The sequence below is a fragment of the Acidobacteriota bacterium genome (assembly GCA_040752915.1).
Lineage (GTDB): Bacteria > Acidobacteriota > UBA4820 > UBA4820 > DSQY01 > JBFLVU01.
Genome location: JBFMHB010000027.1, coordinates 12,692 through 33,680, shown reverse-complemented (window position 1 = coordinate 33,680; position 20,989 = coordinate 12,692). Strand labels below are relative to the sequence as shown.

General features: G+C 67.9%; 19 protein-coding genes. 14 read left to right on the top strand and 5 right to left on the bottom strand.

What is annotated here, in order from left to right; all coding sequences use genetic code 11:
• The 4 genes from AB1824_06855 to AB1824_06840 all read left to right on the top strand — a co-directional run.
• A partial coding sequence (locus AB1824_06855) for a PKD domain-containing protein (protein ID MEW5764680.1) occupies nucleotides 1-530 on the top strand: 530 nt, incomplete at its 5' end.
• 103 nt (nucleotides 531-633) lie between these two features.
• The gene (locus AB1824_06850; protein MEW5764679.1) at nucleotides 634-1,752 is read left to right on the top strand and encodes a hypothetical protein; all 1,119 of its coding nucleotides are present in this window, start codon (nucleotides 634-636) and stop codon (nucleotides 1,750-1,752) included.
• A complete protein-coding gene (locus tag AB1824_06845; protein MEW5764678.1) occupies nucleotides 1,749-3,413 on the top strand; it encodes a HAMP domain-containing sensor histidine kinase in 1,665 nt (554 codons plus the stop codon). Before AB1824_06850 ends, AB1824_06845 begins: the two co-directional genes overlap by 4 nt.
• The gene (locus tag AB1824_06840) at nucleotides 3,413-4,723 is read left to right on the top strand and encodes a hybrid sensor histidine kinase/response regulator (GenBank protein MEW5764677.1); all 1,311 of its coding nucleotides are present in this window, start codon (nucleotides 3,413-3,415) and stop codon (nucleotides 4,721-4,723) included. Before AB1824_06845 ends, AB1824_06840 begins: the two co-directional genes overlap by 1 nt.
• Before the next feature lie 27 nt (nucleotides 4,724-4,750).
• Here AB1824_06840 and AB1824_06835 read toward each other — a convergent pair whose 3' ends face one another.
• Nucleotides 4,751-5,452 (bottom strand): HAD family hydrolase, encoded by a 702-nt coding sequence (locus AB1824_06835; protein MEW5764676.1) that lies wholly within the window; start codon nucleotides 5,450-5,452, stop codon nucleotides 4,751-4,753.
• Nucleotides 5,452-6,474, bottom strand: coding sequence for a polyprenyl synthetase family protein (locus AB1824_06830; GenBank protein MEW5764675.1), 1,023 nt, complete (start codon nucleotides 6,472-6,474; stop codon nucleotides 5,452-5,454). The genes AB1824_06835 and AB1824_06830 overlap by 1 nt, the downstream gene beginning before the upstream one ends.
• Nucleotides 6,475-6,621: 147 nt before the next feature.
• Between AB1824_06830 and AB1824_06825 the strand changes: the two genes are divergently transcribed.
• Genes AB1824_06825 through lon form a run of 10 tightly spaced genes read left to right on the top strand, consistent with a single transcriptional unit; the run spans nucleotide 6,622 to nucleotide 17,323 of the window.
• Complete coding sequence (locus AB1824_06825) at nucleotides 6,622-7,260, top strand: rhomboid family intramembrane serine protease (protein MEW5764674.1); 639 nt, start codon at nucleotides 6,622-6,624, stop codon at nucleotides 7,258-7,260.
• Nucleotides 7,257-8,594, top strand: coding sequence for an NFACT family protein (locus AB1824_06820; protein MEW5764673.1), 1,338 nt, complete (start codon nucleotides 7,257-7,259; stop codon nucleotides 8,592-8,594). The genes AB1824_06825 and AB1824_06820 overlap by 4 nt, the downstream gene beginning before the upstream one ends.
• A 37-nt stretch (nucleotides 8,595-8,631) precedes the next feature.
• A complete protein-coding gene (locus tag AB1824_06815; protein ID MEW5764672.1) occupies nucleotides 8,632-9,555 on the top strand; it encodes a hypothetical protein in 924 nt (307 codons plus the stop codon).
• Nucleotides 9,548-11,707, top strand: coding sequence for a HAMP domain-containing methyl-accepting chemotaxis protein (locus tag AB1824_06810; GenBank protein ID MEW5764671.1), 2,160 nt, complete (start codon nucleotides 9,548-9,550; stop codon nucleotides 11,705-11,707). The genes AB1824_06815 and AB1824_06810 overlap by 8 nt, the downstream gene beginning before the upstream one ends.
• 1 nt (nucleotide 11,708) lies before the next feature.
• Nucleotides 11,709-12,221 carry a chemotaxis protein CheW gene (locus AB1824_06805; protein ID MEW5764670.1) on the top strand — a complete coding sequence of 171 codons (513 nt, stop codon included), beginning with the start codon at nucleotides 11,709-11,711 and terminating at the stop codon, nucleotides 12,219-12,221.
• Nucleotides 12,222-12,227: 6 nt separating this feature from the next.
• Nucleotides 12,228-12,884: a hypothetical protein gene (locus AB1824_06800; GenBank protein MEW5764669.1), complete on the top strand. Its 657-nt coding sequence runs from the start codon at nucleotides 12,228-12,230 to the stop codon at nucleotides 12,882-12,884.
• On the top strand, nucleotides 12,881-13,963 hold the full coding sequence (locus AB1824_06795; GenBank protein ID MEW5764668.1) for a lysylphosphatidylglycerol synthase transmembrane domain-containing protein: 1,083 nt from the start codon (nucleotides 12,881-12,883) through the stop codon (nucleotides 13,961-13,963). The genes AB1824_06800 and AB1824_06795 overlap by 4 nt, the downstream gene beginning before the upstream one ends.
• 42 nt (nucleotides 13,964-14,005) lie before the next feature.
• The gene (gene nrdR / locus AB1824_06790) at nucleotides 14,006-14,476 is read left to right on the top strand and encodes a transcriptional regulator NrdR (GenBank protein ID MEW5764667.1); all 471 of its coding nucleotides are present in this window, start codon (nucleotides 14,006-14,008) and stop codon (nucleotides 14,474-14,476) included.
• Complete coding sequence (locus AB1824_06785) at nucleotides 14,476-14,919, top strand: Hsp20/alpha crystallin family protein (protein MEW5764666.1); 444 nt, start codon at nucleotides 14,476-14,478, stop codon at nucleotides 14,917-14,919. Before nrdR ends, AB1824_06785 begins: the two co-directional genes overlap by 1 nt.
• Before the next feature lie 10 nt (nucleotides 14,920-14,929).
• Nucleotides 14,930-17,323 carry an endopeptidase La gene (lon, locus tag AB1824_06780; GenBank protein MEW5764665.1) on the top strand — a complete coding sequence of 798 codons (2,394 nt, stop codon included), beginning with the start codon at nucleotides 14,930-14,932 and terminating at the stop codon, nucleotides 17,321-17,323.
• A gap of 15 nt (nucleotides 17,324-17,338) precedes the next feature.
• On the opposite strand, the gene AB1824_06775 is transcribed toward lon, so the two are convergent.
• Genes AB1824_06775 through AB1824_06765 form a run of 3 tightly spaced genes read right to left on the bottom strand, consistent with a single transcriptional unit; the run spans nucleotide 17,339 to nucleotide 20,954 of the window.
• On the bottom strand, nucleotides 17,339-18,556 hold the full coding sequence (locus AB1824_06775) for a DUF4388 domain-containing protein (GenBank protein ID MEW5764664.1): 1,218 nt from the start codon (nucleotides 18,554-18,556) through the stop codon (nucleotides 17,339-17,341).
• A gap of 2 nt (nucleotides 18,557-18,558) precedes the next feature.
• Nucleotides 18,559-20,541 carry a tetratricopeptide repeat protein gene (locus AB1824_06770; protein MEW5764663.1) on the bottom strand — a complete coding sequence of 661 codons (1,983 nt, stop codon included), beginning with the start codon at nucleotides 20,539-20,541 and terminating at the stop codon, nucleotides 18,559-18,561.
• A complete protein-coding gene (locus tag AB1824_06765) occupies nucleotides 20,538-20,954 on the bottom strand; it encodes a DUF1844 domain-containing protein (GenBank protein MEW5764662.1) in 417 nt (138 codons plus the stop codon). Before AB1824_06765 ends, AB1824_06770 begins: the two co-directional genes overlap by 4 nt.
• Between the last annotated feature and the right edge of the window lie 35 nt (nucleotides 20,955-20,989).

Here is a 20,989-nt window from a genome sequence, read left to right as displayed (position 1 = left end):
GCAACGACGTGGTCATCCGCGTCCTCAGCCCGGTGACCGTCGCGGCCTCCGCCACGCCCAGCACCGTGATCCTCGGCAACTCCGTGACCTTCACGGCCCTCGCTTCGGGCGGCAGCGGCAACTACACCATCGCCTGGACCTTCGGCGACGGCACGACCGGCACGGGCGCCACGGCCAACAAGACCTACACCACGATCGGCACCAAGAACGTGACCGTGACCGTGACCGACAACCTGCTCGCCAGCAACACCACCACCCAGAACCTCACGGTCATCGTGAAGCCCGTTCCGCCGCAGATCCTGTCCTCGAAGAAGCTCACGGAGCCCTTCCGGATCGTGCTCTACGGGACGAACTTCCAGAGCGGCTGCACGGCGACCATCAACGGCACGGGCGTCACGGTGAATTTCGTGAGCAGCGGAAAGATCAAGCTGCTCAACGCCAAGAGCCTCTGCCCCAAGGGCGTGCCCGTCACCATCGTGGTCACGAACCCCGACACCGGCGTCTCCAACCCCTATCAGTTCACCAGGTAACCACAGCCTGGGAAAGCGCTTCTCGGAGGGCGGGCTTCGGCCCGCCCTCGCTCTTTTTCCACCCCCTTTTCGCAAGGTCATTCGCTTGCGGTAGGATGAACGCATGAACGGGAGAAGAGGGGCCTGGGCCCTCACGACCGCCCTCTTGGCCGCCTCGTGCGGGCCGCGCCAGGCCGGGCCGCCGCAGATTCCGCGGGTGGCGACGCCAGCGGGCCTCACGCGCACGCTGGAGGCGGCGTCGGCGCATGGCCGCCTCGGATGGACCTTCGCGCCCCTCACTCCGAGCGCCCGGGCGCGGGACCTCGAGGTCCTGCTGTTTTCAAGCGGGTCTACGGCCTACGACGGCTATGTTCTGCGGGCCTCGTCCCTCTCCGTGCTCAGGCCCTGGCTGCGGCCCGTGGAGCCCGTGGCGGCGGGAGCCCTTCGAGAGGGCCTCGGCGCGTGCGTGCCGGTCCAGAACGGCCGGTGGCTCGCCCTGCCCCTGACCGTGGACGCGGTCGCGTTCGCATCGCGAGAAGAGGACGGGGTGCCGGAACGCATGACGCTGGAGGCTCTGGACCGCTGGGCTGGGGCACGGGCTTTCCATGGAGAAGGGGAGCCGACCTTGGGATCCACCGTTCCGCCACTCGAGCTCTTCTGGGCCCTCGCCCACGGGGAGGGCGTCTCGGACCTTCCTGGTGAAGCCGTGTACGGGGCTCCGCAAATTCGCGCGCTGGCCTTTCTTCAGCGGCACGGCCTCGAGCCCCCGCCGGACCCGCAGGAGGCCGTGGACGCGTTCCTGGAGGGACGCCGGAAAGGGGTCTTCGTGTGGGCTTCGGAGGTCAAGGATCTCGTCGCCCGGGCTCGGTCCGCCGGAGTCTCGTGCCGCGTGACCGAAGCGCCCCACCGCGGGGAAACCGCCCGGACCTTGTACGGCGGGTACGTGTGGGCGTGTCCTTCCTCCGTGGTCGCGCCCCGGGACGGTGTGGCGCTCCTGGGGCCCGCCGTGCAGGAGACCCTCGCGCTGGCGGGCCATCTTCCCGCCGCGGCCGGCCTTCCCGCCCAGAATGTCGAGGCCGAGCGCGCCCTTTCGCGAACGCGGCTCGTGGCGCCTCCGGACCTCGGGCCGCGCGGCCAGGAGATCCTCGAGGGGGCGCTGATGGATGCGCTGGACGCGGAGTTCTCCGCGGAGGAGGCGCTTCGCCGGGCGCAGGCCCGAATCGCGCACGAGGCGGCTCCGTGAGGTCTAAGGGGGCGGGAGGCGGCGGCCTCGAGTCTCGCCTGCGACGGAGGGCCGGCGGAGGGCTGGCCATTGTGGCCGTCGCGGCGGCCGTGACGCTGGCGCTGGTGGTCACGGCCTGGCAGCGCCAGGTCCAGCAGATCCGCGAGGAGGTAGGCCGATACGCCCGCTCTGAAGGGCTGGCGGTGGCGCGGACCCTTCTGTACGACCTGGCGGCCGATCCATCCGTCCTCAAGGTCCACCTGCTGGAATCCCGGTTGCTCGAGCTGCGTGTCCCGCAGGGGGCGGCTCCCAACCCGGATCTCGTGGACTTGGTCCGGGCTCACCCGTCGCTTCCCGACACGCGCGTCTGGGAGATGGCGTCGGAGGCGGGGATTCCCGCGGCCCTCCCCGATGTGGAGGCCGCCCGGGCGCAGTGCTACCGGGAAGAAGTGGAGGCCACCCAGCGGTCGCTCCGGGAGGATCTGTCGGCCCGCATTTCCTTCTCCGAACACTTGCGGGGGGTCCGGCTCTCCTCCGCCGGCGGGATCATCGAGGTGGAGGCCGGAGAGCGCTGGGCGTGGGGGAGCGCTTCGCCGGAACAGGAGCCCGTCGTGGACCTTCCTGGCGACCGCGTCCTGGTGTCCCTTCCCCTCTACGTTCATGCCAAGAGATGGGGGCGCGCCGAACTCCTCATGGACCAGCGCCGGCTGGCCTCGCTCGCGGCGGAAACGGCGGCCACCTTTCGCTGGAGCCTGGCGGCCCTGATCGTCCTGCTGGGGGTCTTCGTCTGCTTCCTCGTGGCGGGCTGGTCTCTGTTGATCCGGGCCCTCCGCCTGGATGTGGTCCGCCCCGTGGCCGACCTGGCGGCGCGAATGGAGGGATGGGCCGGGACCGAAGGAGAGGGGGAGGCTTCCAGGCACTTTGACGAGCCGGCGCAACTTGCGGAAGTGTTCGAGCGGATGACGCTCAGGATCCGCGACCAGCAGGAGCAGCTCTTGCGGGTCCAGCGCCTGGCGCTCCTGGAAAGGCTCGGGGCGGCCCTCTCCCACGAGATCAACAACGCCCTGAATCCGGCGGTATTGAGGCTGGACGCCCTTTCCCTCGAAGCGCGCCCCCCCAGCCGGGAGGACGCCGAGGTCCTTCGGGGTTACCTGCGCGCGGCCCAACGGGTCCTTCGGGATTTTGCCTCCGCCACCCGCGGCGCCCCGGGTCCCGACCGCCCCGTGGAGCCGCGGGAATGGCTGGCCGCCGCGATTTCCCTCGTGAAACCGGCGGCGGAGCGAAAGGGAGTGGCCCTGGAGGCCCAGGGCGCGGAAAGCGGACCCGTCGTGCTCGGAGACGCCCAATCCCTGGTCCAGGTCACCGTCAACCTCCTGTTCAATGCGCTGGATGCGGTGCGGGCCGACGGCGGTCGCATCTGGGCGCGCTTCGAAATGAGCACCGGGGGAGAGCCGATGCTGGTCGTGGAGGACGACGGGCCCGGCCTGGCTCAGGAGGTGCGAGGCCGGGCCTTCGAACCCTTCGTCACGACGAAGGCCCAGGGGACCGGCCTGGGCCTGTACGTGGTGGAAGCTCTCGTGAGAAGGATGGGAGGCCGGGTGGAGATCGGGGACCGGGCACAGGGAGGGACTTCGGTGCGAGTGACGCTGAGGCCCGTGGACACGGGAGGAGGAGACAGGTAATGACTTCCCCGGACGGGGACCGGCTGGTCCTGTACGTGGTGGACGACGAACGGGCCACCCTCGAGGAGCTGTCGCGGATTCTGGCGCGCCAGGAGGACTTCCTGGTCGTCCCGTCGGCCTCGCCCGAAGAGGCTCTGAAGGAGGTCGCCTCTCGCCCGCCGGACCTGGCCCTTCTCGATCTGCGGCTTCCGGGAATGAGCGGGCTCCAGCTCCTCGAGCGCCTTCTGGCCTCCCAGCCGGACCTCATGGCCATCGTCATGACCGGCTACGGGGAGGCGGAAACGGCGCGACGCGCCCGGGAAACGGGGGCCCTGGACTTCGTGGAGAAGCCACTGGACCTCTCGTACCTGCTGGTTGTCCTTAGGCAATTGGCGCGGGAATACCGGCTCCGCCGGACCCTGCGCACGTCGGCGGAGCTCTTCCGGCGCGTCCTCGAACTCATGCCGGATGGCCTCGTCATGACCGACCCGGCCGGAAAAATCCTCTTCGCCAACACCCTGGGGCGAGCCCTGACCGAGGAGGGGGAAGCCGAGGAGGGGGCGAGGGTCAGCCGGGAGGGTCGAACCTACGAGCTCCAGCGCCACGCCGCCGGCCAGAGGGTCCTCCTCCACTGGCTGGACCTTACGGCCGCCCTGGACCGCGAGCGGCTGGCCGCGCACAAGCAGATGGCGCGGTACCTGGCCCACGAGATCCGCAATCCCCTGACCCCCATGCGGCTGTGGCTCCAGGAGCTGGACGCCCTGGATCCCTCGGACCCGCATTTTGCCGCCACCGCCGCCAAGGCGGCCACGGTCCTGAAGGGCCAGGTGGACCGCCTCATGGAGCTCGTGAACCGCTTCCAGACCCTCGGATCCGATCTCCTCGCCGAGGTCGGAGAGGTCGGCCTCGATGCCCTGCTTCAGGAAGCGGTCACGACCCTGGAACCCCTGGCTTCCTCGCGAGGGGTCCGGTTTCACGTTCCACGCACGCCGGAGCGCCTCGTGAAGGCCGACGAGGCCTCCCTCTACCAGATCCTCTTCAACCTGCTCCGAAACGCCGTGGAGGCCTTCTCGGGGGCCTCCGGAACGATCCGCGTAAAGGTCGAGGAGGAGGGCGGCTGGACCCGGATCCGGGTGGAGGACGACGCCGGGGGGCTCCCGGAGGAGGTGGCGGCTTCTCCCTTCACCCCCTACCTTTCCACGAAGCCCGGCGGGACCGGTCTCGGCCTCGTCCTGTGCCGGGATCTGGCGCGGCGCCTGGGAGGATCACTGGACCTGGACAACCGCCCCGGACAGGGTCTTGCGGTGATCCTCACCCTCCGAAGGGCCTGAGACCTCGCGGATTCGCCGGTCCGAATTTCAGCCCGCCGGGGCGTCCCCGATCCAGGCCAGGAGGTCCGGGAAGGAGGTCACCCGCGGGTGATCGGGCCCGGAGAGGCCGTCGGGGTCCCGGAAAGAGAGGGCCTTCCGGGGGTGGTCCATGCACAGGGTGGACCAGCCCAGTGCCCGCGCGGCGTCGAGTTCGTGGTTGGCTCCGTCCCCCACGAAGAGCGACCGGGAGGCATCGGCCCCGGAGCGCTCCAGGGCCTTCCGGAAGATGGCGGGATCGGGCTTCACCACCCCCGCCTCGTAGGAAAAAACCAACAGGTCCAGACGCTCCCGGAGCTTCAGGGGGCCCACGACGAAAGCCGTGGTGGCCGTGGCGTTACTGATGAGGCCCAGGCGGAAGCCCCGGGATCGGAGCGCAGCGAGGCATTCGGGTGCCCCTTCGTAGTAGACCACGCTGGCCAGGATGGTCTCCACGTCCCGCCTCGCCACCTCTCCCACCGCGGTGCGGTCGAACACACCCAGCTTGGCGAGGGCCTTGGCGGCCCGGTCGAAGGGCGTCTTGATTCGTCCGATGCTGGCCTCGGCGGAAGTGGATGCCCAGGCCCCCAGGAAAGCCTCGGGGTCCACGCCCGCGGCCTCGGCGGCGGCGCGCTTCCCGGCGTAGTAGACGGTCTCGTCCACGGTGCACAGGGTGTCGAAGAGGTCGAAAAAGATCCAGGAAAAGGGGGCCATCAGAAATGCCGGCGGATGATGTATTCGGGCATCAGGGCGAGGACCTCCCGGTAGGGGCTCTCCGGGAATCCTCGGAGGTGGGCGCGGGCCTCGTCGGCGTACGAGGAGGCGATCCGTTGGGCCTCTTCGAGCATGCCCGACTCCACGACGCGGGCGGCCACCTCCCGGAGGGTCTCGGGGTCGAAGCGGCGGGCCGCCACGACGGCCTCCAGAAAGGCCTTGTCGTCGGGCGTGCCCCGCTCCAGGAGGAGGAGGAGGGGGAGAGTGATCTTGCCTTCCTTCAGATCGTGGCCCGCGGGTTTTCCGAGGGTCGCCTCGTCGGAGATGAAGTCCAGGCAGTCGTCCACCATCTGGAAGGCGATGCCGAGGTTCAGGCCGAAGGCGGCGAGGGACTCCCTCACGTCCTGGGGGGCCCCGGAGAGGTACGCGGGGGTCGAACAGCACGTCGAGAAAAGGTGGGCGGTCTTCCTCTTGACGATCTCCAGGTTGTCTTCGGGCTGGAGGGTCAGGTCCCACTTCCGGTGGCTCTGGATCAGCTCACCCTCGATGAGGCTCAGGGTCGTGTCGGAGATCACGGGGATGACGTCGTTCCAGCCGTCCTTCACGGCGAGGTGCATGGCGTTGATGAAGACGCGGTCGCCCATGAGGACGGCGAGTTCGGGGCCCCAGCGGGAGGTGAGGGAGGCGCGGCCGCGCCGCAGGAGGGCCTGGTCCACGATGTCATCGTGGATGAGGGTGGCGGTGTGGATGAACTCCAGGACCGCGGCGTACAGGATGTGCTTTTGCCCCTCGTAGCCGATGAGCCGGGAACAGAGGAGGACGAGGATGGGCCGAAGGCGCTTGCCCCGGCTGGCGGCCAGGTAGGCGCCCATTTCGGCCACCGGGGCATAGGGGGAGCGGAGGTGCGTGGCGATGGTCGCCTCCACCCGCTGGAGGTCTTCTCCCACGAGCGATTGGACCCGCTGGCCGATCCTGGCCAGCTCCGGATTCTTGGCGAGCACCCTCAGCTTCGGCGGACCCATCTCTCTACCTGGCTCTCCAGAATACCGCAGATGCCTCCCCCAGCCAAACGCAAAGGTGGGGAGGCCACATCGAGGGCCAGTGGACCCCGCGTTTCGATCAAGACGGGACGGCGGCCCTCCCCTATAATGGTCACCGGGGAGCGTGGCATGCCGCAGATTCGATTCGGTGGACGCTGGACCGCCACCCTGGGGTGGATCGTGGGACTGAACGTGGCCGCATTCCTTCTGCAGGCCGCCCTTCCCCCCTTCACCGAAATGCTCGGGCTCGTGCCGGGGCGGGTGTGGCCCGGCCACGTCCACACCGTCTTCACTTACTCGTTCCTCCACGGCGGCATGGGCCACCTGTTCTTCAACATGCTCACCCTGTACTTCTTCGCCGGGGACCTGGAGGTCTTCATGGGGACCCGCCGGTTCTTGCTCCTCTACGGGGGCTCTGCCTTGACCGGCGGTCTGGCCGCGGCGCTCTTCCTCAAGGGGCCCGTCCTGGTCATCGGCGCCAGCGGGGCGGTGTACGGAATCCTGACGGCCTACGCCCTGTATTTTCCGCACACGGAGGTCCTCCTCTGGTTCGTCCTTCCCGTGAAGATCTGGCTCCTGGTGGTGGCCTGGGTGGGGGCAAGCCTGTTCTTCTCCGTTTTCGGATCGGGCGGGGGAATCGCGCACCTGGCGCACTTCGGGGGAGCCGTTTTCGCTTTCGCCTACGTGAATCGAGCCTGGAATCCCATTCGGCTTGGGAAGGACTGGATCTATCGGTTCCGCCGCCGCCGCTTCAGGCGCCTCCAATGACCCCGGGAACCGTTGCCCGTCTCGCCCGAGAACTGGCCGCGGACCTCGCGGGCCGGCCCGTCGCCCGCGTGGCCCGGCCGGACGCCTGGAGCCTCGGCCTGGAGTTCCGCCGGGGAGAGACCCTCGGTTTCTGCTGGCACCCGACCCACCTCGCCGCGGGCCTGTGCTCTTGGACTTGGCCCCGGGGCGCGCCGGAGGACGTTCTCCGGGTCCACCTGACGGGGGCCCGCGTGGAGGACGTGAGCGCCCCGTTTCCCCAGGAGCCGCTTCTCCGGGTGGCGTTCCGGGGCGGCCTGGTCCGGGCCCTCGTCTGGGAAGGTTTGGGACGGTCCGGGAACCTGCTTCTTCTCGACGAGGGGGAGCGAGTCATCTGGGCGGGAAGAGTGCTGTCGGGAGAAAGACGCTCGGGCGCGTGCGGCTCCGAGTGGACGCCCCCTCTGCCCCGGATGGTCCCTCCACCGTCGGGGGAGGAGGACCCCTCGGGGCTTTCCGAGCGCCTCCGGGCGGGCCTTCTCGAAAGGGGCCGCGCCGCCGCCCTGCGCGCCCTGGGCCGCCGGGCGGCGGCGCTGGAGCGCCGCAGGCAGGCCATCCTCGAGGATCAGCGGGAGGGTGAAGCGTGGGAGGCGCAGGAAGCCTGGGCCAACGCGCTCATGGCCTCGGGGGACCTGCGGAGAAGGGGCCTTTCCTCCAAGCGGGTGACGGACTTCCGCACCGATCCCCCGTCGGAAGCGGAGGTCCCCCTGGACCCTTCGAAGAGCGTTCTCGAAAACGCGGAGGCCCTCTTCCGGAAAGTGCGGAAGGCCAAGACGAGGCGCAGGGAGCTGGCCGAGAGGATGCGGCTTCTGGAGGAAGAAGCGCGGTCCCTGCAAACGGAGAGGGATGAGCTGGCGGGGAGCGCGGACCTGGGGCGCCTCTTCCCCGAAGGGGAGCGGGTGCGCCGGGAGCCCCCTCCCCAGCGCCGCCGGACCCTCCCCCCAGGGGTGGCCCAGGTGGCCCTTCCGCTGGATTTCGTGGGCTATGCCGGCAAGAGCGCGGCCGGGAATGACACCGTTTCCTTCCGGCTGGGCCGGGGTCAGGACTTCTGGTTCCACGCCTCCGACTATCCAGGGTGCCACGTGGTGGTCCGCAACCCGCGCAGATTGGACGCGCTGCCCTTTCCCGTCGAACAGGCCGCCGCGGCCTACGCCGCCGCCCACAGCGGGGCCCCCGCGGGGGACCGAGTGGCCGTGACCGTGGCCCGGTGTCACCAACTTCGAAGAGTTCCTGGGGCGCTTGGAAGGGTGACCGTGGCCTCACCCCGGACCTTGTTCGTTGACCTGCCGAAGGGCCGGTGATAGTCTGACTGAACTTGAGGTTCATGGGGAGGTGCGCATGGGAAAGCGCAAAGTATGGACGGCGTTGGCAGTGGCGGTGTTCCTGGTCGTCGCGGTGGAGGCGGCGGCCGCCGGTGTCTTCATCGTCTCGCGCTCGGGAGTGGAGGCCTACGCCGACGCCAAGGCCGGGTTCATCCAGGTGGCGTACTCGCTCCAGCTCCCCGCCTTCAACCCCAAGGCCATCGACCTGCAGGGCACGGCGGCCGACGACGCGGCTCTTCAGACCCTGAAGGGCCAGTCCCCCCAGCTCGTCTTCTGCGTGGGGACCTATGCCGCCAAGAAGGTGCGGGAGGCGCTCCCGGACGTCTGGATCATCTACGCCATGGTCTACTATCCCGAGGTGGAAGGGTTCTTCCAGGACCCGAAAATGGTGGGGATTGCTTCCCTGGGCTCCACGAAAGGGCTCTCCAACCTCGTGAAGGCCTTCGGCGCCAAAGGGAAGTCCTGCGTGATCCTCCACAGCCCGGCGGTGGGACCCGCCGTGGGGGGCCTCATCAGCCGGCTCGGAGCGGACGGCTTCGACGCCCAGGGGCGTTCCGTGGGCAACGTCGCGGACCTCGCGGCCATCCTCGGCGAGGTCAAGGAGCAGGCTCGGCTCGTTCTTCTCCTTCCGGACCCCCTTACGGCCAACGGCGACGCCCTGCGGTACATCATTTCGACGTGCATCGAGAACCGCGTCGTACCGGTGGCCCTGTCGGAAAACCTGGTGGCGAGCGGCGCCCTCTGCGCCTCCTTCTTCGCGCCGGACGCCGTGGGGAACGAAGCGGCCCGGGTGGCGCAGGCCATCCTCAACGGGGTCAACATCCCCACGGACAAGCTCGTCCAGCCGGCCGTGTCCGCTTCCGCCGCCAACAAGAACACGGCCGACGCCCTTCGCCTGAAGATACCCTCCTCCCAGCGCATCGAGGTCGTGTATGAATAAGGGCTGGTTTGGGCGCGCCCTCGCCTTCCTGCGGGGGAGCGTCCGGGGACAGATCCTCACCGTCCTCGTGGGATGCCTGTTCGTGGGATCCCTCCTCCTGGCTCTCGTGTATTACTTCCACACCCGCAGGGTGGCCCTGGGCCAGCTGCGGAACTCCTATTCGAACCTCGGCGCCACGGTGTCGGGGCTGTCGGCCTACAACTTGCAGTTCAACAAGAGCGGCCTGAAGGACACGGTGGACCAGCTGGTGAAGGCGGACGCCAGCTTGTACTGGGTGGAATTCGCCGACGAGAAGGGCGCCGTGGTCCAGGCGGGAGGGGCGTTGAAACAGGCCCCCTACGCGCGCCCGGAAGGCTCGCCAGGGTCGGCCTTGTGGAGCCGCGTGGATACGCCGTTGGGATCGGGGCTCCTTCTTCGGGTTCCGATCCTGGTGGCGGAAGCCGCCTCCTCGGGGATCGGGGAGATCGGCTTCGAGGCGCCCCAGCCCACCGCCGGCGAGCACCGCGTGCGTCGCCTGGGCGAGCTGAGGATGGTCGTGGGCCTCGAATCCCTTGGCGCGTTGCGGAGGGGCTTCATCGGTTTCGGCGCTCTGGTGGTGCTCCTCGGAACCGTCGCCGGCACCCTTCTCACCCTTCCCGTTGCCCGCTTCATCGTGGCGCCCCTGGAGGTCCTCTCGGCGGACGCACGGAGGATCGCCGGCGGACAACTGACGGGATTTCGGGAGGAAATCCGCCGGAGCGACGAGCTGGGACAGCTCTCGGCCACCTTCCGCGAAATGGGCGCCAGCCTGGCCGGGATGGTCCGGGAAGCCCGGGACGGGATGCGGCGGGTGGAGGAGGGGGCCTCGGTACAGGCACGCCAGCTCGCTTTGGCCCTGGAGGACGCCAAGGCTCAGGAGAGCGCGACGCGCGAGGCGGGGGCCGAGGTGAAGGCCATCCAAGGGGCCGTGGGGGAGGTTTCCCGGCTCATGGAGGGTCTTTCGGAACTGGCGGAGGAGGTCAGCTCCTCGGTCCTGCAGATGGCGGCCAGCATCGACCAGATCGCCGCCAACACCCAGGGCCTGAACGACGCGGTGGGAACGGTGGCCACCACCATGACCCAGAATGTGGCGGCCAACCGGGAGGTGGACGCCTCCACCGAAACCCTCAACCGTTTCGTGGAGGACACCTCGGCCGCCATGACCGAGATGGAGGGCTCGATCCGCCAGATCGAGGAGAACGCCGCGAAGACGCGGAAGGCCACGGAAGCCGTGGCCTCGGAGGCCCAAGCCGGGGCGAAAGCCATGGAGGACTCTCGCTCCAGCGTGGATCAGCTCCGGTCCTCCTTTGCCTCCACCACGGAGGTCATGAAGCTGCTGGGACGCCGCAGCCAGGAGGTGGGGAACATCCTGGCCGTCATCGACGAGGTCATGGAACAGACGCACCTGCTGGCCCTCAACGCGGCCATCATCGCCGCGCAGGCCGGGGAACACGGCAAGCCCTTCGCGGTGGTGGCGGGGGAAATCAAAGGGCTTGCCGAGAAGACGTCCGTTTCCACCCGCGAGATCTCGACCATCATCGATGCGGTCCAGCGCGACGTCCAGCAGGCCGTCCAAGCCGTGGAAGACCAGCGCGCCATCGTGGACGAGACGGTGGCGGTGGCCCGGGAGGGCCTCGGCGTCTTCGCCCGGATCCAGGAGGCGGTGAAGCCATCCCTCCAGATGGTCCAGGAGATCGCGAGGGCCACCTCCGAGCAGTCCAGGGGGGCCGCCGGCATCGTGCGGTCCACCGAGCGGCTGAGGGACCTTGCCCACCAGCTCCGCCAGGCCACGAAGGAGCAGACCGTCGGGTCGGAGCAGGTCCTGGAGGCCGTCAACCGGATCCGGTCCCTCTCCCAGGAGGTCCGCCGGGCCACCTCCGAGCAAAGCGCTGGTTCCACTCTCATCCGGCAGGCCATGGACCGCCTCACCTCCGCGGTGGCCGACGTCATGGCCCAGAACCAGGTGCAAAGCAACGCGGGCCGGGCCGTGGAGCGGGCCATGGGGAGCCTGGCCGAGAAAAGCCAGGCCATCGCCCGCAGGGTCCAGGAGTCCTCCGACCTGGCCGCCTCCCTCTCCCAGAGGGCCGAGGCCCTGTCGCGCTCCATGAGCCGCTTCCGCATCGAGGAAGGCTGACGTGGCGGACGCCCCGAGCCTTTTCCAGGCCAAAAAGGAAAAGCCCTCGCAGGAGGCCCGGCTGTACCTCGGCATGACAGTCGAGACGCAGTCCTACGCGCTCGCCGTGGAGTCCGTCCGGGAAATCTTGAAGATCCCCCGCATCTACACCCTGCCCAAAGTGCCCGCGTTTCTCAAAGGGGTCCTGGATCTGAGGGGAACCATCCTTCCCGTGGTGGACCTCAGGGAGAGGCTAGGGTACGGCCCCGTGGACCCCAAGAAGGGCCGCGTGGTGGTGGCGGTGATCCAGAATACGCCCGTGGGATTCCTCGTGGACGCGGTGGTGGAGGTCTTCTCGGCCGCCCCGGGAGACCTCAAGCCGCCTCCGGACATGATCCGACAGCAGGACCTGCGCTTCATCGAGGCCATGGTTCGACAGGAGGATCGCCTCTACTTGATCCTCCAGCCCACCGTCCTGTTCAGCCCGGAGGAGGTCGCATCCCTGGAACGCCGGACCTGGTCCAAGGACGCCTGAGACCGAATGACACCCGCCGAACCGCTCGCGTCGAAAATCGAGGGCGCCCTCCTCGGGCCCGCCGTCGTCCCGGCCGAGGCGTCGTCCCGCCTTCGGACGTGGGAGGCGGCGGGAGTCGCCCGGGCCCTGGTCCATCCCTACCTCCTGGAGGAACTGGAGGCGGAGACCCGGTCCGGCGCCTTGCTCTCTGGGGCGGTGGCCTATCCCGAAGGGGGATCCACCCTTTCCACAAAAAGGATGGAACTCCTCGAGTGCCTCCGGTTGGGCGCGCGTGGGGCGCTGGTGGCCCTCACGCCGGGGTTCCTGCTCGGCCGTTCGGGAGAGGCGCTCGGGAAGGAGGTCGCGGCCCTGCTCGCCACGGCACCGGAGCTGGAAGTCCGCTTTCTTCTCCCCCCCTGTGCCCTTCCTCCCGAAGGACTGGACCGTTTCGCGCGGCTTCTCCGGGAACGCCGGCCCGCCGGGGTCGTCCTGCCGGCGAGCGCCTTGGGGGACGGAGGAGCCCTGGAGGGAGTTCGGCGGCTCAGGGCCCGAATTCCCAGAAAGGTGCGCCTCCAGGTCCTGTGCGATCCCGCCTCCCGAGACGAGGCGGAGGCCCTTCTGGCGGCGGGGGCCGATTCGCTGACGGTGTTCCGTCCGGAGGCCCTGGTGGAGCCGACCCCGTGACGCCCCGAGCCCGAAAAGCCATCCTCTGGGTCTTCACGCTCCTTCTCACGGGGGTCCTCCTGTACTTCTTCCTCCACAAAGCCAATCTCCACCGTGTGCTGGAGGAGTCGCGAAGGGCCTCCTTGCCCCACCTCGGCGCCGCCCTGGCGCTGGAGGTCCTGTCGGTGTTTCTGCGGGCTTTCCGGTGGAGGGTCATGCTCGCGGGGGTGCGGGAGGGGCTGCCCCTATCCAGCCTTCTGAAGGCCACCGTGGTCTCCTACACCCTCTCGGGCGCCATGCCGGGGCGCATCGGCGAGATCGGGAAGCCCTTTCTCCTGGCCCGGTGGCACGGCCTCTCCTTCACCCAGGTGCTGGGATCCACGGTCCTGGAGAGGGGGATGGACCTCATCGCGCTCGCCATCCTCTGGTTTGGATACCTCATCCTTCCGACGGAGGGCTTCGCCCCCGAAGCCGAGGGGCTCCTGACTTACTTCACGCGGCTTTCCTGGGTTCTCGTGGCGGCGGCCGTCCCGGCGGGGCTGTTCCTTCTCTGGCTCATGCCCCGCCGCCGGATCTTCGACCGGATGGCGCGCCGCAGCGAGCGCCTCGGGCGCTATCCCCTCCTTCTCAAAGCGGTCCGGGCATTGCTGGCCTTCACGGGAGGGCTGTCCACGTTCCGGAAAAAGCGGACCATCCTCTACGTTACCTTTCTCTCCGTGGCCATCTGGCTCTGCATCGCCGGGGCCTGCTGGGCGTTTCTCCAGAGCCTCCACCTGGATCTCCCTCATTCCGCGGGCCTCTTGCTGCTGATGTTCGTGTCCTTCGGGGCGGCGATCCCGACCCCTGGAGGCATCGGGGGTGTCCACAAGGCCATTCAGGTCTGCCTCACGCTTTTCTACGGGATCTCTGAAGACCCGGCGGTGACGGCGGGCATCGTGGGCCATGCGGTCATGTTCTTTCCCGGCATCCTGTGGGGCCTCCTGTACCTGGCCCTCGGCCGGGTGCGGCTCCAGGAGCTGAAGGATGCCGCCCGTGCGGAAGAGGAGCGGAAACGCCTCAGGAACCTCCCGTCCTCCCAACTCCCGGACGAGGGTCCTTGAAGCCGCCGCATCCCTCCGATACACTGCCGGAAAGGAGGCCCTGTGCGCTGTCCATTTTGCGGCCACCTGGAGGACAAGGTCGTGGATTCCCGGGAGGTTTCGGCGGGCGACAGCATCCGCCGGCGCCGGGAGTGCCTCTCCTGCCACCGCCGCTTCACCACCTACGAGACGATCGAGACCGTTCCGTACCGGGTCGTCAAGAAGGACGAGCGGCGCGAGAAGTTCGACAGGGAGAAACTCCTTCTCGGCATTCTCAAGGCTTGCGAGAAAAGGCCCGTGGCCACGGCGGCCCTGAACGCCATCGTGGAGGAGGTCGAGTCCATCCTCCACAACAGCCCCGATCGGGAGATCAGCACGACCCAGATCGGCAACCTCATCATGGAGCGGCTCCGGTTCCTGGACCAGGTGGCCTATGTCCGATTCGCCTCGGTTTACAGGCAGTTCGGAGACATCAGCGAATTCCTTGAAGAGGTGCGGCACCTCCTGGATACCAAGAGGGAGGGCGGACCCTGATGCGAAAGATGCTCTCGTCCTTCCTGGACGTGGTCAGACTGCAGTCCCAGATGAACCAGCTCTTCGAGGCCCTTCAGTCGATCCAACAGGACGAGAGCCAGGCGGACGTCGGCTTCACGGCCCCCTATGACGTGGTGGAGGGCAAGGACCACCTCCTGGTCTACGTGGACGTTCCCGGTATGGCCCCCGAGAGCCTGTCGGTCTTGGGAGGCGGGGGAACCCTCGTGATCCAGGGGGAGCGACCACGTTTTCTGAATCCCGAACTCCAGGCCTACCACCTCCTGGAACGGGATCGGGGACCCTTCCGCAAGACGATCCATCTGGACGGGGCCTGGAATACCCACCAGGCCACGGCCACCTATGAAAAGGGGGTGCTGTGCGTCCGCCTCCCCCGGGTGTCCGAGCGCCGGGGCCGGATGGCCCGTATCCCCGTGAACCCCTGAGGGACCACCCATGACCAAAGAACCCGCCCCCAGGCCGGCGGCGCCGGACCGGCTCCCCGTTTGGACGGTGGAGGAGAGAGTGGTTTTTCCCCTGGCCCTCTCCACCCTCGCCTTTCCCCTTCAGGGGGGCAAGGCCCTGCTCGAGGAGGCCCACGCAAGCGGCGACTACATGGTCATCTGCCCCGCGCCCAAAGGAGGCCGCGTATCCACGAGGACCGTGGGGACCGTGGTGCTGGTCCTCAGGCTCGCCCCGAGCGACGCGGCGGGCGTCAACCTTCTGCTCGTGCAGGGCGTGAGCCGGGCAAGGCTGACCCTGGAGCGCCGCCGGGGGGACGTGCGCTTCGCCCGAGTGGAGCCGCTCCCCGACTCCCTCGACCCCGCCGCCCGGCTCACGGCCACGGCCCAAATGCGGGGAGTACTCCAGAGGCTGGACCAGCTCTCCGGCGGCGGGCGGGGCATTCCCCCGGAAACCCGCGAATTCCTGTCCACCATCGAGGAGCCGGGACGCCTGGCGGACCTGGTGGCGTCCCAGCTGGACCTGTCCTTCGAGCGGGCCAGGCGCCTGCTCGAAACCCCGGACGTGGTGGAACGGTTGAGCCTCCTCCTGTCGGAGCTCAGTTCGGAAGTGGAGATCCAGTCCCTCCAAGACAAGCTGAACCGCCAGACGCGGGAGGAGATGGACCGCAGGCAGAAGGAGTACTTCCTGCGCCAGCAATTGGAGACCATCCAGGCGGAGCTGTCGGGAGGGGACGGCGGGGATTCGGGGGAGGCCGGGTACAGGAAACGGCTGGAATCCTTGGACTGCCCCCCCCCTGTCCGGGAAGTGCTGGAGAAGGAGATCTCCCGCCTCTCGCGCTTCGGCCCCTTTTCGGAGGAGCTGAGCCACCTGAGGGCCTTTCTGGACCTCGTCTTCGACCTTCCTTGGGGAAAGACCACACAGGACGTCCTGGACCTTTCCGCCGCCCAGAAAAACCTGGACCGGGACCACTATGGGCTCAAGAAGGTCAAGGACCGGATCCTCGAGTACATGGCCGTGTGCAAGCTCAAGGGCGGACACACGGGGACCCTGTTTTGCTTCGTGGGGCCGCCCGGAGTGGGGAAGACCTCCCTCGGGAGAGCCATCGCCCGGACTCTGGGGCGCAAGTTCGTGCGCATGTCCCTGGGCGGGGTCCGGGACGAGGCCGAAATCCGCGGCCACCGCCGGACCTACATCGGCGCCATGCCGGGACGGATCATCCAGGGCATCAAGAACGCGGGCTCCATGAACCCGGTCTTCGTGCTCGACGAGGTGGACAAGATGGGGTCCGACTGGAGGGGCGACCCCTCGTCGGCCCTCCTGGAGGCCCTCGACCCCGAGCAGAACCGGGAGTTCGTGGACCACTACCTCGGGTTCCCCTTCGACCTGTCCCGGGTCATGTTCATCGCGACGGCCAACACCCTGGAGAACATCCAGCCGGCTTTTCTCGACCGGCTGGAGATTCTCGAACTCCCTGGGTACACGGAGGAAGAGAAGCTCGCCATCGCGCGCCGGCACCTTCTGGCCAAGCAGTACGTCGCCCAGGGGCTGCGGGAAGATCAGGTGTCCCTTCCCGACGAGACCCTCCGCCTTCTGATCCGGCGCTACACGCGGGAGGCGGGCGTCCGAAACCTCGACCGGGCCATCGAAGCCGTCTTCCGGAAGGTGGCCAGAGGGCTCGCCGAGGGCAAGACGGGTCCCTTCGAGGTGGACCCAAAGGAAATCCCGCGAATGCTCGGCGTCGCTCGATTTCCGGAGGACTTCCGCCTGCGGCGGGACCTTCCGGGAGTGGCCACGGGGCTGGCCTGGACCGAGACGGGAGGTGAACTCCTCTTCGTGGAGGTGACCGCCACGCCCGGCTCCAACGTCCTGACCCTGACGGGGCAGATGGGCGAGGTCATGCGGGAGTCGGCCCAGGCGGCCCACACCTACATCAAGGAGCACCTCGAGGAGTGGGGGCTGGACCAGAAGGTCCTGGCGAAAAAGGACATTCACATCCACGTGCCCGAGGGGGCCATCCCCAAGGACGGGCCCTCCGCGGGCATCACCATCGCCGTGGCGCTCCTCTCCACCCTCACGGGCCGGAGCGTATCCCGCTCCCTGGCCTTTTCCGGCGAAATCACCCTCCGGGGAGAGGTCCTGCCGGTGGGCGGCCTGCGGGAGAAGCTCCTGGCGGCCAGGCGGGCCGGCATCCGGACGGCCGTCCTCCCCTTCGGAAACCGCCCCGAACGGCGGGAGCTGCCCGAGTCCATCCGCCGCGGGATGACCCTCCATTACGTGAAGGACGTGTCCGAGGTGTTTCGTCTGGCCTTCCCGGGCTTGCGCGTGGGGCGGGCGAAGCGGAAGAAGGAGGCGGCGGACACGCCTCCGAGAAAATCCAAGGCTTGAGAGGGGCCGATCTGTCTACTGGGTGCCCGTGATCACCAGGTTGTCCTGGAGGGCCCCCTGAAGGCTTCTCGCGGCGAGGGTGTAGCCGTTTTCCGTGGCCTGGTAGATGAGGGGCTGTCCGTAGGCGTCGGCCAGGCTCCGCATGGGCAGGTAACCGTCCCGGGCGAGGACCTCCAGGGACGGCGGGATCTTTCCCGTCTGCAACTGGTAGAGGTCGATGGCCGACGCCACGCGCTGGAGCGTCGTGCGCGTCAGGAGCGTCATTCGGTCGCGCTTGGCGGGCCCGTCGGTCCACGGAAGGTGGCTGAGGGGATGAAAGGGAAAGAGGACCACGGACACGGCGATCCAGCCCCAGAAGAGGGGGATCAACAGGGTTTCGAGGGCCGCCGCCGGGAAGGCGAACCGCTTCTCCTCGGGCGGGGCCTCGGGCTCCACGGGAAGAACCGGTCCGATGAGCTGGCGGTTGAAGAGTTCGAAAAGGGCCTTGCAGGCTTCGAACTCGTTCAGGCCGCTGCGGTCGATGATCTCCTGAACCGTGAAAACGCCGTTCACGTGCTGGTAGACCGCCATCTCTTCCTGGGAGAGGCGCACCACGTGGTCGTCCTGTAGGGGCTTTCCGGCTCCCGTGGCCTCCCCGAAGACGTCGTCCATGGAGGGGATCTCGGCGCGGGTCTCCAGGACGGGGGGGGTGGGCAACGGGATCTTGACGAAGATCTTGTCGAAAGAGGGGATCTTCTTCTCGATGAGGGGCCACTCGTCGAGCATCCGGATGCCTTCCATGAGGATGCTCTCGGCGGACATGGGGACCACGTTGCCCCGGTCGTACTCCACGGCGTCCCGGGCCTCGAAGTTGTAATCCCCGTCCCTCCAACGGAAGAGCCGGTAAACGGTCTGCTGCATCTGCGTGGCGAGGGCCGATCTCAGGCTCTCGGCGTCGATGAAGTTCTCGCTCACGAGGATGTACCCGAGGCGCTGGAGGGTCTGCCTCTGAATCTCCAGGGCCTTGGCCAGTTCTTCCTTGGAGATGCGCCCCGTCTTGACCAGGACGTGGCCGAGCCGATCCTCGATGCGCTTGTTGAGGGACTCGGCGCCCACGACGCTCCCCTCGAAGAAGGTGACGGTCACCACGTCCGCCTCGCTCTTGAGCGTGAGGTATCCCGTCTTCTTCTGAAGGGCGATGAGCTGGAAGATGTCGGCGAGGCTGAAATCCCTCAACGTTCCGGCTAGGGCCATGGCTACTCTCTCGTGCGGGCCCAGCCCTGCGGGGGGGCGGGGGCGCGAAGAGCCGACGGGATGCCGAAAAGACCCCAGAGGATCAGGAGCAAGGCGCCGGCGAAGAGGAACAGGAGGGAGCGGAAGGGGGCCGTGGACACGGGAACGGGAAAGGCGAGAGGAATCAGGAAGCCCTTCAGGAAGAAGCTCGAAAGAGCGCCGAACCACAGGAAGAGAAGGATGGATGAGGAAAAAGGCCTCCCCTCCGTGAAGTGGGCCGTTCCCGGCGCCACGAGGGCGAGGACCACGCGCTTGACCCGCTGGTGCTTCTGGTAGTTCTCCACCTCGTAGTTCTTCTTGAGCCTCGCTTCGGGAGAAACCCCGTCCTGCTTGATGTACAGATGGACGCACTGGGAACAGAACGACTCGAACTCCAGAGAGGTCTTGCAGCGGGAACAGAAGGGTTGGCCGCACTTGAAGCACGCCCGGGCGAAGAAATCGCGCTTCTTGAACAGCGCCAAGGACAGGAACAGAACCGGCAAGAGGACAAGCCAGGGAGAAAAGGCCGGGCGAAGGAGGAGGGGGGCGATTCCTCCGGGGTTGCCGCTGGCGAAGGGGGTGTCGGGGTGTCCGGCCGCCGCGCGGGCCGCGGCATCGAGGCTGGTTTCCAGGGGCATCCAGGCGGGGATCGGCGACCACTCGTCGGACTGGCTCAAATTCGCGGTCCGGAAGAGCCCCGGATCCAACTTGCGGGCCTGGGCCTGATCGTCCTCCGCGCCCGAGAAATCGAAGACCTTGTTCTTGGACAGGGCCCGGTTCAGGTAAGCCACGGCCATGTCCGGCCGGCTCTCCAGGGCCCGGCTGAACTGCTGGATGGCCTCCTGGTAGCGGTTCTGATAGTAGTAGAGGCAACCCAGGTTGTTGAAGATCCTGGCGTCCGAGGGGTTCTCGTTGAGCAATCCTCGGAAGAGGTTTTCCGCCTTCATGTAGCTGCCGTGGAGCATGTACCGGCAGGCCAGGAGGTAGCCGTAGGTCCCGCTCTTCGGGTCGGTGGGGGCGATGTGCTCGCCCAGGTAGCCGTCCAGGCCCACCTGGATCCGGTTGGCGTAGCAACGGACGTTGCTCACGTGGGGAGGAGACTGTCCGAGGTAGACCCGCTGGAGGGCGTGGAGGTGGAGGGCCCCCGCCGCCACGACCAGGGCCATGGCCAGGATTCCCACCACCCGTTCGGACCAACGGGCGTACAAGAGAACCAGGGCCGACCAGTACACGATCCACCAGAAGCCGGAGAGGAAGAGGAGGGAGGGCAGAAAGAGGACCACCAGCCCCGTCACCTCGATCCACTTGGAGTCGCCCCCTCCCAGCCACTCCCGAACGTCGTGGCGGAGGAGCCCCTGGTACTTGGAAAGCTGGATCAGGGTCAAGACCGAGAGGAGGGCCAGGGAGGCGAATCGGAGCCACATGGTGAAATTGGCCAGGGTGACCCACCGGGTCTCGGGATTGCGGGCCGCCGAGGTAATGGCCATCAGGGATTCGAAAAGGAACTCCCCGGAGAAAAGCCCCTCCTGGCTCCGGGCGGCGTCGGCCAGGGCCAGGTGGGCGGCGGGGTGATCCGGCGCGAACCCCGCCGCGAAGCGGGCCAGGCGGCGATAGGCTTCCTGGTTTCCGCTTTCCTTGGCCTCCAGAGCCATGGAGAGGAAGACCTCCGCCACGTCGGGGGAAGGCCGAAGCCCGCGCTCCACGCAATAGTCCGCGATTTCGGAAGCGATCTGGTCCTGGTCGCTCAGATCGGCGGCCGCCCGGAAGGCTCTCAAATAGCTGGCCAGAGTGGTCTGGTTGTTGACGTCCACCACCTCTTCCCTGGAGGTGGCGACCTGCCGCCGGATGAGGTCCGGGTCCAACCGCAGGACCGGGCCGTCCTGACGCGGCTCGGGCGCCGCCCAGGCGCCCAAGGAAGCCAGGAGGGCGCCTGTGAGCAGTGCGCGGATCCAAGGCGTCGTCTTCACGATCCCCGCTCCCTTCCTCCACCTTCCGCCTTCTTCAGGGTTTGAACATACAACATCTTGAGCTGGTAGAGGGATTGGTCGAGCAGATCCTTTTCGGTGAGCGAGAGGTTCCCCCGGGTCTTGGTCTGCAGCATCTCGAGGATGTCGATGATGGATGCGGCCGACTGGATGTCCAGCTCGGGCCGGCCCGTGAGCGGGTTGGGCACCTGCCCCAGGCTCATGAAGGCCGAGGAAGTGAGGTTGAGAAGGAACTCGGCGAAGGGGCCCTCCTGTCCCGGACCCTCCTGGGCGGATGGGGGGGGCGGGGGCTCCGGCGCGGGAGCGGCCGCGGCCTTCGCCTCGGGATTCTCCGGGACGTCCGCCTCGCGGCGTTGACCCTCCGCGGTGAAGTGCCTGCGGTCCAGGACCTTCACCCTAGACTTCCCCTGATCCTCCAAGGCGCCTCCTA

Excerpts from the sequence above, each read along its gene's own strand:
- lon (MEW5764665.1), top strand. The coding sequence starts at position 14,930 with ATGACCAAAGAACCCGCCCCCAGGCCGGCGGCGCCGGACCGGCTCCCC.
- AB1824_06775 (MEW5764664.1), bottom strand. The coding sequence starts at position 18,556 with ATGGCCCTAGCCGGAACGTTGAGGGATTTCAGCCTCGCCGACATCTTC.
- AB1824_06840 (MEW5764677.1), top strand. The coding sequence starts at position 3,413 with ATGACTTCCCCGGACGGGGACCGGCTGGTCCTGTACGTGGTGGACGAC.
- AB1824_06800 (MEW5764669.1), top strand. The coding sequence starts at position 12,228 with ATGACACCCGCCGAACCGCTCGCGTCGAAAATCGAGGGCGCCCTCCTC.
- AB1824_06825 (MEW5764674.1), top strand. The coding sequence starts at position 6,622 with ATGCCGCAGATTCGATTCGGTGGACGCTGGACCGCCACCCTGGGGTGG.
- AB1824_06785 (MEW5764666.1), top strand. The coding sequence starts at position 14,476 with ATGCGAAAGATGCTCTCGTCCTTCCTGGACGTGGTCAGACTGCAGTCC.
- AB1824_06815 (MEW5764672.1), top strand. The coding sequence starts at position 8,632 with ATGGGAAAGCGCAAAGTATGGACGGCGTTGGCAGTGGCGGTGTTCCTG.
- AB1824_06810 (MEW5764671.1), top strand. The coding sequence starts at position 9,548 with ATGAATAAGGGCTGGTTTGGGCGCGCCCTCGCCTTCCTGCGGGGGAGC.
- AB1824_06850 (MEW5764679.1), top strand. The coding sequence starts at position 634 with ATGAACGGGAGAAGAGGGGCCTGGGCCCTCACGACCGCCCTCTTGGCC.
- AB1824_06835 (MEW5764676.1), bottom strand. The coding sequence starts at position 5,452 with ATGGCCCCCTTTTCCTGGATCTTTTTCGACCTCTTCGACACCCTGTGC.
- AB1824_06820 (MEW5764673.1), top strand. The coding sequence starts at position 7,257 with ATGACCCCGGGAACCGTTGCCCGTCTCGCCCGAGAACTGGCCGCGGAC.
- AB1824_06830 (MEW5764675.1), bottom strand. The coding sequence starts at position 6,474 with ATGGGTCCGCCGAAGCTGAGGGTGCTCGCCAAGAATCCGGAGCTGGCC.